Source organism: Desulfurispirillum indicum S5 (genome assembly GCF_000177635.2).
Taxonomy (GTDB): Bacteria; Chrysiogenota; Chrysiogenetes; order Chrysiogenales; family Chrysiogenaceae; genus Desulfurispirillum; species Desulfurispirillum indicum.
Map to the genome: position 1 here is coordinate 2754158 of NC_014836.1, position 15452 is coordinate 2769609.

The 15452-nt window shown below is 58.8% G+C and carries 10 protein-coding genes; 9 read left to right on the forward strand and 1 reads right to left on the reverse strand.

Translation table 11 applies throughout. The annotated features are described in order from the left end of the window. The first annotated feature begins 164 nt into the window (after positions 1-164). Genes SELIN_RS14255 through SELIN_RS12850 form a run of 4 tightly spaced genes read left to right on the forward strand, consistent with a single transcriptional unit; the run spans position 165 to position 5887 of the window. Entirely contained in the window at positions 165-3077 is a 2913-nt protein-coding gene (locus SELIN_RS14255; RefSeq protein ID WP_013507070.1) for a response regulator, read from the forward strand. Beyond that, on the forward strand, positions 3074-3460 hold the full coding sequence (locus tag SELIN_RS12840; RefSeq protein ID WP_013507071.1) for a response regulator: 387 nt from the start codon (positions 3074-3076) through the stop codon (positions 3458-3460). Before SELIN_RS14255 ends, SELIN_RS12840 begins: the two co-directional genes overlap by 4 nt. After that, positions 3453-5108, forward strand: a complete 1656-nt coding sequence (locus SELIN_RS12845; RefSeq protein ID WP_013507072.1) for a diguanylate cyclase — start codon at positions 3453-3455, stop codon at positions 5106-5108. Before SELIN_RS12840 ends, SELIN_RS12845 begins: the two co-directional genes overlap by 8 nt. Further along, positions 5108-5887 (forward strand): ATP-binding response regulator, encoded by a 780-nt coding sequence (locus SELIN_RS12850; RefSeq protein WP_013507073.1) that lies wholly within the window; start codon positions 5108-5110, stop codon positions 5885-5887. The genes SELIN_RS12845 and SELIN_RS12850 overlap by 1 nt, the downstream gene beginning before the upstream one ends. Positions 5888-6230: 343 nt before the next feature. Here the strand turns inward: SELIN_RS12850 and SELIN_RS12855 are convergent, their stop codons facing one another. After that, positions 6231-7214: an Rpn family recombination-promoting nuclease/putative transposase gene (locus tag SELIN_RS12855; RefSeq protein WP_013507074.1), complete on the reverse strand. Its 984-nt coding sequence runs from the start codon at positions 7212-7214 to the stop codon at positions 6231-6233. A 231-nt stretch (positions 7215-7445) separates the two neighbouring features. Here SELIN_RS12855 and glgA point away from each other — a divergent pair, with 231 nt between their 5' ends. From glgA to SELIN_RS12880, 5 genes are all read left to right on the forward strand, one after another. Continuing rightward, positions 7446-8900 carry a glycogen synthase GlgA gene (gene glgA / locus SELIN_RS12860; RefSeq protein WP_013507075.1) on the forward strand — a complete coding sequence of 485 codons (1455 nt, stop codon included), beginning with the start codon at positions 7446-7448 and terminating at the stop codon, positions 8898-8900. 100 nt (positions 8901-9000) lie between these two features. Beyond that, entirely contained in the window at positions 9001-10023 is a 1023-nt protein-coding gene (locus tag SELIN_RS12865) for a Fic family protein (protein ID WP_013507076.1), read from the forward strand. Positions 10024-10197: 174 nt separating this feature from the next. Further along, on the forward strand, positions 10198-10989 hold the full coding sequence (gene dsrO / locus SELIN_RS12870) for a sulfate reduction electron transfer complex DsrMKJOP subunit DsrO (RefSeq protein ID WP_013507077.1): 792 nt from the start codon (positions 10198-10200) through the stop codon (positions 10987-10989). Between the two features lie 8 nt (positions 10990-10997). Next, the gene (gene nrfD / locus SELIN_RS12875; protein WP_013507078.1) at positions 10998-12185 is read left to right on the forward strand and encodes an NrfD/PsrC family molybdoenzyme membrane anchor subunit; all 1188 of its coding nucleotides are present in this window, start codon (positions 10998-11000) and stop codon (positions 12183-12185) included. Next, complete coding sequence (locus SELIN_RS12880; protein ID WP_013507079.1) at positions 12172-15201, forward strand: molybdopterin-dependent oxidoreductase; 3030 nt, start codon at positions 12172-12174, stop codon at positions 15199-15201. The genes nrfD and SELIN_RS12880 overlap by 14 nt, the downstream gene beginning before the upstream one ends. The last annotated feature ends 251 nt before the right edge of the window (positions 15202-15452 follow it).

Consider the following 15452-nt stretch of genomic DNA (forward strand, 5'->3'; position numbering starts at 1 on the left):
CATGCGATAATTCAATATTGACGTGACACTAGGCAAGCTGCTCACCGGCGCCTGCGGATTTGCCAGGCGCATTCCTGTAGTGTTTCCGTGCGGAGAGTGGTATTCTGTAGCGAGTTATGCCGAATTTTACGTTTTGAAGTAGTCATGCGTTTTGCGGAGGTTGCATGAGGCGGCACTTCACGATCACCCAGCGTATCCTGCTGACCACCATGGGTGGGTTCCTTTTGGCTGGTACGGCTTTGGTGGTGTATATCTATATCACGCTTCCCGGCAGTATCGGCCAGCTCCTGATTGACGAGCAGCAGGCCAAGGCGCAGCGCATTGTCAGCCATATTGAAAACGAGCTGCAGATGCGTCAGCGGGCTCTGGAGAGGCTGGCGCCGCGCCTGCTGGATGGCGAGCTCCTGAAAAGCCCGCAGCAGATCACACAGGTACTGGAAAACCTGGTGATGGACACGATGGAATTCAACGGTGGTATCGCCATCTTCAACGCCCAGGGCATCGGCGTGGGTGAGTATCCCCGCGCTTCCGGGCGCATTGGCCTGGATATTTCCGACCGGGAGCATATGCGCCTGGCCCGCTCCACAAAAAAACCTGTCATTACCCGCCCCCTGCTCAGCCGCAGCCTGGGGGTTCCTTCTTTTTTCATCAATGTGCCTCTTCTGTCGGCCACGGGCGAGGTGGTGGGGTTTGCCGTGGGGGTCACGATTCTGGGGACGGACAACTTCCTGATCAAGATTGGCGATGATCACCAGAGCCACTCCGGGAACTTTTTTATCCTCGACCCCGCAAACAAGCTGATCGTCACTTCCTCACTCTTCAACCTGGCCATGCGGCCGCTGCCGGAGCCGGGAGTTCACCCTGTGATGGATCGCGTCCTGGAGGGTGTGCCGGCGGGTTTTGCCCCCGGTCTGGATGGCAGCGACCGGCTTTTTGCCAGCGCCACCATCCCCCAGCTGGGGTGGGTGGTGATTCAAACGCTGCCCAAGGATCTTGTGCATTCACCGGTAAATCGTCTGGTGGTGCAGGTGCTGATCTTCTCTTTTTTGATTCTTATCGCGGCCTGGACGCTGCTGGCTGCTGTGGTAGCCCGTCTGTTGCTTCCCCTTGGGCTGGCGGCCAGCTCCATTGACGCCATGGTGGATAATCGCGCTGCCTTCACCCCACTGCCCATAGCCGGAAATGACGAGATCGGGCAGCTGGTGCAGGCCTTCAATCGTCTGCTGCTGTCCCGCGACGAACAGCGGCAGCGCCTTTTTCTGGCGACTTCCGGTGTGGGGATCGGTATCTGGGATTATGATATGTCCGCAGGCACAATGACCTGGGATGAGCAGATGTTCGCTCTCTATGGCGCTACTCCCGGCGAAGAGGCAGATGCCCAGCGGATATGGGAATCCCGTGTGCACCCCGATGACCTGGAGTCTGTAAACCAGTTGCTGCACTCCGCGCTGCAGGGGGAGAGTTTCTTCAGCGCGGAATTCCGCATTGTACTGCCCGATGGGAATATCCGCTGGATAAAAGCCAACGCGGTGGTGCTGCGCGCTGATGGTGACGGGGGCGAGCCGCTGCGCGTGATCGGCACCAACTGGGACATCAGCGAGCAAAAGCGGGTGGAGCTGATGAAGAGCCAGTTCGTCTCCACGGTCAGCCATGAGCTGCGCACTCCTCTGACTTCCATCAATGGCTCCCTGGGGCTGATTGCCGGTGGTGCCGTGGGAGAACTGCCGTCCCAGGCCAGGCAGCTGGTGGATATCGCCTACAAGAACAGTCAGCGCCTGGGATACCTGATTAACGACCTGCTGGACATGGAGAAAATTGCCGCTGGCAAGATGCGCTTCGACATGATCCTGCAGGAACTGATGCCCATTGTGGAGCAGGCTATGGAGGCCAATGAGGCCTATGGCAGGCAGTTCAATGTGACCTTTGCTCTGGTGGAGCGCGACGATTCCATGCTGGTGCGAGTCGATGCCCAGCGTCTGATGCAGGTGCTTTCCAACCTGCTTTCCAACGCGGCCAAATTCTCCGCGTCCGCTGAACGGGTGGAAATCGCGGTCATGGCTCAGAATAATCAGGTGCGGGTGGAAGTGCGCGACCAGGGGCCGGGAATCTCCCCGGAGCTTCAGGCACGTCTCTTTACCAAGTTTACCCAGGCGGACTCCTCGGATACCCGCCAGAAGGGGGGGACCGGCCTGGGCCTGGCCATCGCCAAAGAGCTGGTGGAGCGCATGGGCGGCACCATTGGCGTCCACTCGGAAGTGGGCAGGGGTTCGGTGTTCTTCTTTGAACTTCCCGCCGTGCACCGCGACGAACTGTGCGGCCTGCCTCCTGTTCCTGCAGTGGCTGACGGGCGGCCCCGCGTCCTGGTGGTGGAAGACGATCCCGACGTGGCCCACTTGCTGGCCACTCTGCTGCAGCACCATGGCTACCATGCCGACATCGCCACGACGGGGGCGGCGGCGGTTGCCATGGTGGAACAGGTGCCCTATGATGCCATGACGCTGGATCTGCGCCTGCCCGACCGCAACGGTATTTCCATTATTCGTCAGCTGCGCACCCACTCCACCACCGCCCATATTCCCATTGTGGTGGTGGCGGGGAATATCGAGGAAGGGCAACTGGCTCTCAATGGTGGCTTCAACGCCATCGACTGGCTGCAAAAACCCATTGATCAGCAGACGTTACTGGAGTGCATACACCGTGCCACGGGCGGCTCCGGCAATAAGCCACTGGTGCTGCATATTGAGGATGACGAGGATACCCGCCACATCATTTCCCTGCTGGGCCAGGAAGTGGCCACTTTCCATGCCGCCTCCACCAAGCAGCAGGCCCGGCAGAAGCTGGAGCAGAATACCTATGACGTGGTGATTCTGGATATCGGCCTGCCCGATGGGTCGGGCTGGGATCTGCTGCCACTGATCAAGCAGCAGAACAGGATTCCGCAGATCATTGTGCTGTCCGGCCATGAACTGACTTCCGAACAGGCCTCCCAGGTGGATCAGGCTCTGCTGAAGGCCCCCACATCAGTCCAGGAACTGATTGCAATGCTCAATACGGTCAAGCAAGGAGAGAGGGAATGACACTTGAACGCATCCTGTACGCAGAAGACGAACCGGATATTCAGGCAGTTGCCAGGGTGGCTCTGGAAATGGTGGGCGGCTTCACCGTGCGCATCTGCTCTTCGGGGCAGGAAGCTCTGGAAACAGCTCCCGGCTTTGCGCCCCAGTTGATACTGCTGGACGTGATGATGCCTGGCATGGATGGCCCCACCACACTGCAGAATCTGCGGAGAATACCTGCCTTTACCACGACACCCGTGATCTTTATGACCGCCAAGGTGCAGCCTGCTGAGGTAGCACACTACACCTCCCTGGGTGCCATTGGCGTCATTCCCAAACCCTTTGACCCCATGGCCCTCGCGGGCCAGATACGCGCGCTGTGGCAGGAGGTGACCAATGGCTAGTCAGGAAGAGATTGCCGCCAGGCTCAGGGAGCTGCAGGATCAGTATATAAGCCGCCTGAGCAATGAACTGGAAACGCTCAGTGAGCTGGTGGAAAATATCCTCTCCCATGACATGGCACCCACCCTGCAGCTGCTTCATCAGAAACTGCACAAGCTGGCCGGATCAGCGGGAACCTTCGGATTCTCCACCCTGGGCCAGCAGGTGCGCAAGCTGGAAATCCAGACCCAACTCTGGCTGGCAAATCTGCCTGCCGAGCTGCCTGCGGACTGGAATGACTTTGCCGCGCAGGTGGTCAATCTGCGTCAGTGTCTTTCCAGCAAACTCCCCGACCCCGCAGAGGATACCACTCAGTTTCAGCCTATGCAGGAAGCTGCCATGGAGGTGCCCCGCCACCACGAAGCCTCCATCTACATCGTGGACAGTAACCAGGAGCGCGCAGAGGAGCTGGCCTTTACCCTGCGCCACTTCGGCTACAGCACCTCCCGCTTTACCAGCATCACCCAGGGTGGCCTGGCCCTGCGTCAGAAACGCCCACAGGTGGTGATCATCGAAGTTGAGGCCCTGGAAAAAGAGGGAACCGGCTCCCTGATGGCCTTTGCCAATACCCCCATGGTCTTCACCGCCGCGCGGGACGATTTTGACACGCGCATTCAGGTGGCACGGGTGGGTGGCCAGGGATTCTTCCTCCATCCCGTGGATATTCCCAAATTGGTGGATCGTCTCTACCAGCTGCTGCGCACCCGCAACGACAAGCCCTACCGGGTGCTGATTGTGGACGACGACCTGGAGCTGGCCGAGCACTTCAAACTGACCCTGCAGGGGGCGGGCATGGAGGTGTACCTGCTGGAGGAGCCCTCCCACATTCTGACCACGGTGCAGCAGCAGCGGCCCGAGATTATCCTGATGGATCTGAATATGCCCGGCTACAGCGGCATGGAACTGGCCCGCCTGCTGCGCCTGCAGGACGACTGGCTCCACACGCCTATCGTGTATGTCTCCGCCGAAACCGATCTGAAAAAGCAGATGAACGCCGTGGGCTTTGCCGGGGACGACTTCCTGGTCAAACCCCTCTCCAACGAGCAGCTGGTGGCTGCCGTTACCGTGCGCGTGGCACGGGCGCGCATGCTCAGCGAACTGATGGCCCGCGACAGCCTGACAGGCCTCTTTAACCACTCCCGCATCAAGGAGCAGCTGGTGATTGAGCTGGCCCGCGCCAAGCGCAGTGGCAAACCCCTGAGCGTAGCCATGCTGGATATGGACAAATTCAAAACCGTCAACGACACCTATGGCCATGGCGTGGGTGACCGGGTCATCAAAACCCTGGCACACCTGCTGCAGCAGCGGGCGCGCCAGTCAGACACCGTGGGACGCTATGGTGGCGAGGAGTTTGCCGCCATCCTGCCCGACTGCGACCGGGATGCCGCCTGGAAGATTGTGGACGATATCCGCCAGCGCTTCGGCCAGGTTTCCTTTGTTTCAGGCGGTCGCGAATTTCACGTCACCCTCAGCGCCGGAATTGCCGCTTCCAGCCATTACGATGACAGCGAAACCCTGCTGGTGGCCGCAGACGAAGCCCTCTACCACGCCAAGCACACCGGGCGCAACCGGGTCTGCATGGCCCCGGTGGAAAGCACGGAGGCTCCCTGATGGAGGGAATGGAGCAATTCCAGGCCATGCTCAGACAACTGAAACAGGCTTTTCTGGAAGAAGTTCCCGAGAGGCTGGTTCGCATGGAGAACCTGCTGCTGGATATGGAGAAAGCCCCCCACGACACCCGGCTGCACGAAGAGCTCTTTCGTCACGTTCACAGCCTCAAAGGGTCCGGCGGCACCCACGGCATAACTCCCATGAGCACCGCCTGCCATCAATGGGAGAGTTTTCTGCAGGAAAGCACGAAAACAGACAGCGAAACCTTTACCGATGTTGGTCTGAAATACCTGGACATCCTGTCGTGCATCGTCCGGTGCGCCCGCCAGGAAAAACCCGACTACAGCCAGTGCGAACAGCAGCTGGAAGCCCTGCACGCGCGCAACCTGGGCCAGCGACGCTCCATCCTGATTGCCGAATCGTCACGCCTGATGTGCAGCCAGTTCCACAAAATCCTGGCACCCCTGAACCTGCAGATAACCACCGTGGACAGCGGCGTTGCGGCCCTGGAAAGACTTGCCCACAGCGCTTTTCACCTGGCCATCCTGGGAGGCGAACTGCGGGAGCTGAACGCCCACGCCGTCATCGCAGCCCTGCGCCTGAGCGCCAGCCGCAACAGCCAGATTCCCGTCATCCTCGTAACCAGCAGCGAAAAACACGTGCCACCCGCCATCCGGATTGACCACATCCTGAAACGGGACCAGCATCTGCCGGAAAACCTGGCAAAACTGGTGCCGACGGTACTTGGGGAAAGCGGCGAAAGTCTGCCCAAGGGATAGAGAGCGGCCAGAAACAGGAAGAACACTCTCCCGCAGGGCCGCAGAGAAGCGGCAAAGGGAAACTCCTCACCGCAAATGAAAGCGAATAAACACAAATGGGATCACTCAAGCAGAACAGCCATTTTCTCGCAGAGCCGCAAAGAACGCAGGGAAAGAGAATGCCGAAGAGCAGGTCAAATGCATGAAAATCAGCTGGGCGATATAATTATTTCCACCGCAATCGACTTACACCAAGGCCTGGGCCTGGACTACTGGAAAGCGTTTACGAAACTATTCTTTCGCGCTTGCTCGCGGAAAGGCTATTCCCCGAGCCCCGAGTCCCAACCCCCAGCAGCAAGGGGCTTCAGCGTATCTCCACCACTTCGTGGGCTGAGCCTGCATCAAGTACGTTTATGGCATAACGGGAGAGTTCTTCTTCGGTTGCGTGGGTGATGCGATCATGTACTTCTGGCGGCACGGAACCAAATCGGCGCTCTATCAGAGCGTACAGGAGTTCGGATCTTCCTTTGAGTATCCCTCTGGCTTCTCCTCTGGCTTCTCCTCTGGCCTCCCATTCTTTCGTGATTGTGGTCATGACAACCTCCTTGTGCTCATGTACTTTGTCCAGTGAGCGTTGTATCGTTTGTTCATCCAAGTCGTTGTTCACATTTATGGCGTAGGTCAAAAACTGGTAAATCAATTCCAGGGTTGTAGGCTTGTCATAGGCGGCTTTGTCAATGAGCACCATAATGGTGGGCAAGACTTCCATGAGGCTTTGCTTGCGTCCATGGTGCAGGATCATCAAAAACGCGCTTGTATCGGGCCGATATACCTGCCTTTGCTGATCCATCCGGGATACATCCCACAGTACATAATCGAAGACCGGGGTGTAGGGAGCCATGGACTCGGGATCATTCACATCCAGCAGATCCACAATCTCTTTGCGGCGCCACTGCCCCTCGCCATGATACAGCACCAGGGGTATGATGGGCGGCAGTCTCGTTGCCTGGGGATTCTCCCGGAGGTACTTTTGCCACTGGGCGCTCATGTACTTGAGCAGTTGCAGGCTGCACCAGTCGTCGGAATAACTTTTGTGCTCAAGCAGCATGTAGATATAGGCCTGCTTGTCGCTGTTTTTGAAATTTGCCAGAAATACCCGGTCGCTATAGGTTTTTCTCAGATCATCACTGACGTATGTGGTCTCCAGCCGCTGCAGGGTGGAAAAATCCAACGCTTCAGCAATGTGTGCTGGCATCTCGTGTTGCAGTAGATCCAGCGCCACATTCTCGTGCTCCAGTATTGCCTGTACAAAGGTATCGTGTGGATTGTTGATTTTTTCGTCACCCATGGTGCGAGTATAGGTTCAGGGGATTTTGAAGGCAAGTCTTTCTGTCACTCGCGGAACCGCTGAGGGCGCTGAGAAAAAACAGAGGCTTTCTCAGCCTTTCCCTTGCGTCTTGAGTGAGCGCAGCGATCGGGCCACAAAACATGTCCTTTTTCCTTGACTGCCGCTCCTGGTACCTTTAAGAGCTTTGTGTAAGGGTGTATGATTTGAGCGATAACCGTAAGGAGAAAGAGTATGGAAGACCTGCGCGTTCTTTTTGTCTCCAGCGAAGTTGAGCCCTTTGTCAAATCCGGCGGTCTGGCCGATGTCAGCTCTGCCCTGCCCCGCGCCCTGAAAAAGCGGGGTGTGGATATACGTATCATTCTTCCCCTCTACGGAAAAATCGACCGTCAGCGCTATAATATTCAGCCCTGCCTGCCTTCACTGTGCGTGCACATGGGCGACCGTGAGGAGTGGTTTGCCCTGCACCACACCAAACGCGATGGTGTGGATATCTACTTTGTGGAGTGCGAGAAGTACTTTGGCCGCGCGGAGCTCTACCACACCCGCGAAGGGGAGTATCAGGACAATCCCCGGCGCTTTGCCTTTTTCAGCCGCGCCGCGCTGCAGGTGGCCCATGATCTGTGCTTTTCGCCCGGGATTATTCACTGCAACGACTGGCAGACCAGTCTGATTCCCGCCTTTCTCAAACTGGACCACGATCCCTTTTTCCAGCATACCAAAACCCTGCTGACCATCCACAATATAGGCTATCAGGGCATCTTTACACCAGATGTACTGACCTACGCCCGCATCAACCGTCAGCATTTTCACGCCGGAACCTTTGAGTCCTTCGGCGCCATGAACTTCCTCAAGGGCGGTATCGTCTTCGCCGACGCCGTCACCACTGTCAGCCCCACGTACCGTCACGAAATCTGCGGACCCATTGGCTCCGGGGGCCTGCACGACGTGCTGCGCGCCAAGGGGGACAATCTGGTGGGCATCCTCAACGGCGTGGACTACAGCGCCTGGTGCCCCGCCACCGATCCTCATATTCCCAAGCGCTACAACGTGCGCAGCCTGCACTTCAAACGGGACAACAAAGCCGCTCTGCAGGAGCGCATGGGCCTGGAAAAGCGCCATGACCTGCCGCTGTTTGGTTTCGTGGGCCGCTTTGCCCATCAGAAGGGGCTGGATCTGCTGCAGGGGGCCATCGAAGCCGCCGTAGTCAACATGCATTGCCAGATGGTCGTGGTTGGCAGTGGGGAGCAGGAGTATGAACGATTCTTCGGCGAACTGCCCCAACACTATCCCGGCCGCATCGGCTCCTACATAGGCTACAGCGAAGAGCTGGCTCACCTGGTGGAAGCCGGGGCCGACTTCTTCCTCATGCCCTCACGTTACGAGCCCTGCGGACTGAATCAGATGTACAGCCTGGCCTATGGCACCCTGCCCGTGGTGCGCGCCACTGGCGGACTGGAAGACACGGTGGAAAATTACGATGAACTCACCGGCAAAGGCACCGGCTTCAAGTTCCACGACATGACCATCAGCGCCCTCTACAACACCATTGGCTGGGCCATCAGCACCTGGTACGACCGCCCCCAGCACATTGAAGCCATGCGCCAGCGCGCCATGAAACGGGACTTCAGCTGGGACAAACCGGCGCGCCAGTACCGGGAGCTGTACGGGAAGCTGGCGGGGGAGTGAGGGAAGCTGTGGCAGAATACACCGGCGCATCTGGAAAATCCGCGCGACTTTGCTTGAATACATCACATAGCGCCTGATGTGTGGGCGGAGTCAATACGTTATGGACAAGAAATACCACCCCCCATTCACCATAACTCCATCCATACTGAACCTCGTGGCCCGCATCAGTGAGCTGATTGGGGGCCTGGACGCCCGGTTGGATCACGAGAGCGCCCTGCGCCTTCGGCGCATCAATCGCATTCGCACCATTCAGGGGTCGCTGGCCATTGAAGGCAATACGCTCAGTGAAGAGCAGATAACCGCGATTCTGGATGGCAAGCACGTTGTGGCACCGCCGAAGGATGTTCAGGAGGCGCGCAATGCTTTGGCGGCCTATGACTGCCTGGAAAGCTGGTCTGCCCATTCGGAGAGTGATCTGCTGGCTGCCCATGACAGGTTAATGGCCGGGCTGATTGATGAAGTGGGGATGTACCGCCGCAGTGGTGTTGGGGTGATGGCTGATGGTGAGGTAATCCATATGGCTCCACCCGCCGGTCGCGTACCTATTCTGATGTCAGAGCTGCTGCAATGGCTTGCGAATACCGATGTTCACCCCCTGATTGCCAGCAGTGTCTTCCACTACGAGTTCGAGTTTATTCACCCCTTTGCCGATGGCAATGGCCGCATGGGTCGGCTGTGGCAAACGCTCATACTTTTTCGCTGGAACCCGCTCTTTGCGGATGTTCCCGTGGAAAACCTGGTCCATGCCCACCAGTCCGAGTACTACACGGCGCTGCAGGAAAGTACGCGTCAAACAGACTCGGCTCCCTTTATTGAATTCATGCTGCGCATGATTATCAGCGCCTTGCAAGGGATCACCCCCCAAGTCACCCCCCAAGTCACCCCCCAAGTCAGGGAGCTTCTGCGCGCACTCAAAGGAGAAATGGGCCGTGAAGCGCTGCAGGCAGCGCTGGAATTGCATGATCGCAAGTCTTTCCGCGAGCGGTATCTCAGGCCCGCTCTGGCAGTCGGATTGATTGCAATGACGCTTCCTGATAAACCCAACAGCCGTCTGCAGCAGTATCGCCTGACGGACAAAGGACGAAAATACCTTGCCGCACTCCAGCAAAAGGACACGCCATGAAATTCACGGCATGGAGCGCGCGGGCAGCGGTGGCTGGCAGCGTTGCACCCTCTTTCCAAGGGAGGCGCGCACAGGCTCAGCCATGAGTCTGTGAAATATTTCTCCCGCCCCCCCCTTTTTCCACACTTTTTTTTCTTACCCTGATCTTCATTAACCTGTAATGGAGGTCATCCCATGGGTGAACACAAACTCAAACGGCGTCATTTCGTCAAAGGATTGGGTGCCTGGACACTGGCGGCCGGAGCGGCGGCTCAGGCCCAGGCCATCTCCCTGCGCAATCCCGGTCGTGACCAGGAGGACCCGCGCTACGTGGGGCAGACGGGGAAGCGTTTCGGCATGGTCATCGACCTGCGCAAATGCGTGGGCTGCCAGGCGTGCAGCGGTGCCTGCAAGGTCGAAAACAAAACCCCCAAAGGCCATTTTCGTACCTGGGTTTCCGAGTACGAGCGTGGCGAGTACCCGGCGGTACACAAGGTCTTTTTACCCCAGCTGTGCAATCACTGCGCTGAGCCTTCCTGTGTCAGGGTCTGCCCTACCGGTGCCACTTTTTCCCGCGAGGACGGGGTCGTCATGGTGGACGACAAGGTGTGCTGGGGATGCGGATACTGCATCAATGCCTGTCCCTATGACAAGCGCTACTTTCATCCCGCTGCCAAAACCGTCGACAAGTGCACCCTGTGCGCCCACCGCATGGACAAGGGTCTGCTGCCTGCCTGCGTGGAGAGCTGTGTCGGGGGAGCCCGCATCAGTGGCGATCTCAATGACAAGAATTCCGAGATTTCCCGTCTGCTGGGTGCCTACTCTGTCTCCGTCCTCAAACCTTCCCAGGGCAATCGCCCCCAGGTGTACTACATCGGCCTGGATGGATCGGTGCAGAATGCTCCCGTGGGTACGCTGAATCTCGATGACCTGGCCCGCCAGCGCGACGGATTGCCCCGTCGTGAGTGGCAGACGACGTACAAGTGAGGTGAACCATGGATTTTCTGCAATCGCTGACCACCATAGCGTCCATCACTCCCAATCGCCCCTGGGGGCTGGATGTTCCCAACTACTTCTGGTTTACGGGCAGCAGCGCGGCGGCCTTTATCATCTCCAGCTTTGCCCATGTTTTCGGCATGCGCAAATACAAGCCCATTGCGGGATTCTCCCTGCTGCTGGCGTTTGTGCTGCTGGCGGCGGCGCCCTTCAACCTCATCGACGACCTGCGCCAGCCGGGCCGTATCCTCAACTTCTTCGCCTACGGCTGGGAGAATTTCCTCACTTCGCCCATGAAGTGGGGGGTGCTGCTGTTGCTGGCGTATCCGCTGCTGATTCTCTTCGAGGCTCTGGTGCTCTACCGTCCCTTCTTTGTCCGCCAGGCCGAGTCGGCCCGCAGCGCCTTTGCCGGTCGCTGGTTCCGCATGATGGCCCTGGGGAATATGCGCACCGATGAAGCGTCCCTGGCCCGCGATGAAAGACGCGGCCTCATTCTGGGTATCATCGGTATCCCTCTGGCCCTCAGCGTCCACGGTTACACGGGCTACATCCTGGGTGTGGTGCACGCCAACCCGCTGTGGAGCACTCCCCTCATGCCCATTCTCTTCCTGGCCTCGGCCATGGTTTCCGGCACTGGTCTGCTCATCATTCTGCTGCCTCTGGTGCAGAAATTCTTCACCCCCATGGGCCGCGTCGATGGCGACATGATGCGCGAGCTGGCGCGTCTGCTGGGCTGGTTTATCATCATCGACCTGGTGATCCGCTTTTTCTGGCTCACCTTCGCCATGCCCTTTGCCGGTGAGGAGCGCTTTGTGCTGCAGGCCTTCTTCCAGCATCACTTCTTCGATGTCGTGTACATCGAATACCTGCTCTGCCTGTTCGTCCCCCTGGCCATCGCCTTCAGCCCCCTGGCAAGGCGCACGGGCTGGGTCTTTGCCGCCGGCCTCATCGCCGCTGTCGGCGTGTGGCTCTTTCGCTGGAATACGGTTATCGGTGGCCAGACCATTGGCCGCACGGCCACGGGTTTTCTGGAGTACAGCCCCCACTGGTTCGGCCAGGGCAGCATAACTGCCGTCATGGCCAACTGGGGTGTTTTTATCGCCCTGCTCGCCCTGGTGATGGTGCTCTTCCCCTGGGACAAGGAGATGGCGGTACACTATAAAGGAGGAAGTCATGGAGAAAAATAGACGTCAATTTCTGCTGGGCACTGCCGCGGTGGCGGGCCTGGGCGCGGTGGCCGGCTACAGCGAAACCCTCAGTTCCGTGGTGACCCTTGGCGACAAGGGCGAGCGCATGGCCGACCCGGTCTATGGTCAGGCGGAAGAGCCGGAATTCACCATAGACAGCGACGGCAAGGCGCAGCCCAACCCCCGCTATCGTGTGGCTGCTTCGGTGTGTAATGGCTGTACGACCCACTGTGGCGTGCGGGTGAAAATAGACCGCGAGACCAATCAGGTGGTGCGCGTCAGCGGCAACCCCTACAACCTGCTTTCCAGCGATCCATGGCTGCCCTACCAGACGCCCCTTGGCGAGAGCTTCACCCGCACTTCCGGCTTTCAGGAGCAGGGGAATGCCAACCGCTCCACTGCCTGCGCGCGGGGCAATATGGTCTTTGACAAGCTCAATGACCCCTTCCGGGTACTGCGCCCTCTCAAGCGGGTGGGCAAGCGCGGAGAAGACAAGTGGGAGCCCATCAGCGTCGAACAGCTGATGCGGGAAATCGTGGAGGGGGGAGACCTCTTTGGCGAAGGGCATGTGGATGGCCTGCGCGCTCTTCGCGATATCGAAACGCCCATCGACGCGGGAAATCCGGAGATGGGGCCCAAAGCAAACCAGCTGGCCATTTTCGGTACCGGCGATGAGGGGCGTCAGGCCTTTATCGTTCAGCGCTTTGCCCAGTCCTTCGGCACTCCAAACTTCTTTGGGCACACTTCCATCTGCGGTCTGTCCATGCGCGCCGGCGAGGCGGCTTTTCTTTCCGGACTGGGGGCTGATCCCCACCTGAAGCCCGATTTTGAAGAGTGCGAATTTCTGCTGACTATCGGCACGTCGCCTGCCCAGGCAGGCAATCCGTTCAAGCGCCAGGCCAAGCTTCTGGCCCGCGCCCGCAGCGACAAGAATCTGAAGTATGTGGTGGTGGGGCCCATGCTCACCAACTGCGACAGCATTGCCTGCGGTGAGCGCTCACGGTGGCTGCCCATCAAGCCCGGCGAGGATCTGGCCCTGGTCATGGGGATGATTCGCTGGATTGTGGAGAACGATCGCCACAACGCCCACTACCTCGGCATTCCCTCCCAGCAGGCCATGCAGGCGGCAGGGGAACCAAGCTTTACCAATGCCTCCCACCTTGTGGTACAGAGTGGTGAGCGCCAGGGGCATATTCTGAAAGACGGCGATGATGCCCTGGTGATAGATGAACGCGATGGGGCTCTCAAAAAGGCTTCCGAAGTTCTGCAGGCCCGCCTGGAAGTTGACGGCGAAGTGCAGTGGCAGGGCCACCGCTATCAGGTGAAAAGCGCCTTCACTCTCATGAAGGAAGCGGCCCAGGAGCATACTCTGGAAGAGTATTCGCGCTTCTGCGGTGTGCCGGTGAACGATATTATCGACCTGGCCCGCGAATTCACCAGCCATGGTCGCAAAGCGGCCATCGACTGCCACGGTGGCACCATGCACACCACTGGTTACTACACCACCTACGCCATCATGATGCTGGGCGCGCTCATCGGAAACCTCAACTACCGTGGTGGCATGAGTGTGGGCGGCGGCAAGTTCCGCGATTTCAATGGCGCGGCCTACAACCTGGTCGGCTATGCCGGCAAGGTGCAGCCTCGCGGCTACCGCGCCGACCGCGCCCGTCGTGCCTACGAAAACACCAAGGAGTACCGCGATCGCGTGGCTGCGGGTCAGAACCCCTATCCGGCGCGGGATACCTGGTATCCCTTTGCCCGTGCCCTGGAGTCGGAGGTGATCGTCTCCAGCATCAAGGAGTACCCCTACAAGCTCAAGGCCCTCATCAGCTGGAATGCCAACTTCATCTATGGCCAGTCGGGTATTGAGCACCTGCTGGACGACCTGAAAGATCCCCAGCGCAGCATTCCCCTGATCATCGCCATTGATCCCTTTATCAATGAATCGAGCCGCTATGCCGACTATATTATTCCCGACGCGGTGCTCTATGAAACCTGGGGGGTCGTGCGCCCCTGGAATGGTTACCTGACCCGCGCCAACAACTTCCGCTACCCGGTGCTCCCCGCGCCCCAGGAGCGCTTTGCCAATGGCGAACCCATCACCATGGACAGTTTTGTGATTGAGCTTGGCAAGTACATGGGACTGCCGGGCTTTGGTCCAGGCGCCATCAATGGCACCGATGGGAAGAAGTACGCCATGGATCGTCCAGAAGACTTCTACCTGCGCGCTTTCGAAAACGTGGCCCTGGATGGGCAACCTGTGCCTGACATCAGTGACGAGGAAATCAGGCTGGCAGGGCTCGAGGGGTATGTTGACACCCTGAAGCGCGTCAACGGCGAGAACTGGCGCAAGGTGGCCTACTGCATGGCGCGGGGCGGGCGCTACGACGGCAAGGAGCGCGCCTATAACGGAGCCGTGCTCGGCCAGACCTACAAACAGCCCATCAGTGTCTATAGCGAACAGGTGGGCAACCACCGCAACAGCCTCACGGGAGAAAAATTCAGCGGCGTCCCCCGCTACTTCCCCCAGAGCTATACCGATGGCACCCCCCTGAGCAGCAGCTTCGACCCACAGAAGTTTTCGCTGCGCGCCTTCAGCTATAAGTCCAGCGTACTCTCCCAGGCAGTGGCCGCCAGCGACGCCATCACTCAGCTGCGGTACACCACCTATGTGGATCTCAACCCCGCCACCGCCAGAAAACTTGGCCTGCAGCACGGCGACGAGGTTGAAGTGCAATCTCCCGCTGCCGCTATCCGTGGTCTGTTGCGCCTGCGCCAGGGAGTGCATCCCGAAGCCGTGGCCATTGAACACGGAGCCGGCAGGGAGGGAGAAGGCGCCATCACCCTGACAGTTGGCGGACAGACCCTCAAGGGACGCATCAACCGCAAGAGTGGCCTGAATATCAACAAGCTTGGCCTGACCGACCAGAGCCGTGACGGCGTGGCAACCCTGGCCGATATCGTGGTGGGCTCCAACGCTCGCCAGGCCATCCCGGTACGAGTGAGCAGGGTATAGTATAGTTCCCAGCCTATGCCATGCTGGAATGGCAGAATGATTCTGCACAGACGGCATTGCTTAACATTACCCTCACCTTGTTTATGAGTTTCTTTTGCCACTTTTGACTCGCCAAAAGTGGCGCAAAAGCGACCCCCAGTGCTGTCCTTATCAGCCATCCGCTTGCCTGGAACTGTGGACCGCAAACAACCGCCCTCCGTGGCTTTTGGTTTGCGGTTGCCGCCCTCGTGGCGTCAACCCTGTGGGTCCAT

What these genes read in the sequence shown, in the direction of transcription:
- SELIN_RS14255 (WP_013507070.1), top strand. Translation starts at nt 165, where the DNA reads ATGAGGCGGCACTTCACGATCACCCAGCGTATCCTGCTGACCACCATG.
- SELIN_RS12840 (WP_013507071.1), top strand. Translation starts at nt 3,074, where the DNA reads ATGACACTTGAACGCATCCTGTACGCAGAAGACGAACCGGATATTCAG.
- SELIN_RS12845 (WP_013507072.1), top strand. Translation starts at nt 3,453, where the DNA reads ATGGCTAGTCAGGAAGAGATTGCCGCCAGGCTCAGGGAGCTGCAGGAT.
- SELIN_RS12850 (WP_013507073.1), top strand. Translation starts at nt 5,108, where the DNA reads ATGGAGGGAATGGAGCAATTCCAGGCCATGCTCAGACAACTGAAACAG.
- SELIN_RS12855 (WP_013507074.1), bottom strand. Translation starts at nt 7,214, where the DNA reads ATGGGTGACGAAAAAATCAACAATCCACACGATACCTTTGTACAGGCA.
- glgA (WP_013507075.1), top strand. Translation starts at nt 7,446, where the DNA reads ATGGAAGACCTGCGCGTTCTTTTTGTCTCCAGCGAAGTTGAGCCCTTT.
- SELIN_RS12865 (WP_013507076.1), top strand. Translation starts at nt 9,001, where the DNA reads ATGGACAAGAAATACCACCCCCCATTCACCATAACTCCATCCATACTG.
- dsrO (WP_013507077.1), top strand. Translation starts at nt 10,198, where the DNA reads ATGGGTGAACACAAACTCAAACGGCGTCATTTCGTCAAAGGATTGGGT.
- nrfD (WP_013507078.1), top strand. Translation starts at nt 10,998, where the DNA reads ATGGATTTTCTGCAATCGCTGACCACCATAGCGTCCATCACTCCCAAT.
- SELIN_RS12880 (WP_013507079.1), top strand. Translation starts at nt 12,172, where the DNA reads ATGGAGAAAAATAGACGTCAATTTCTGCTGGGCACTGCCGCGGTGGCG.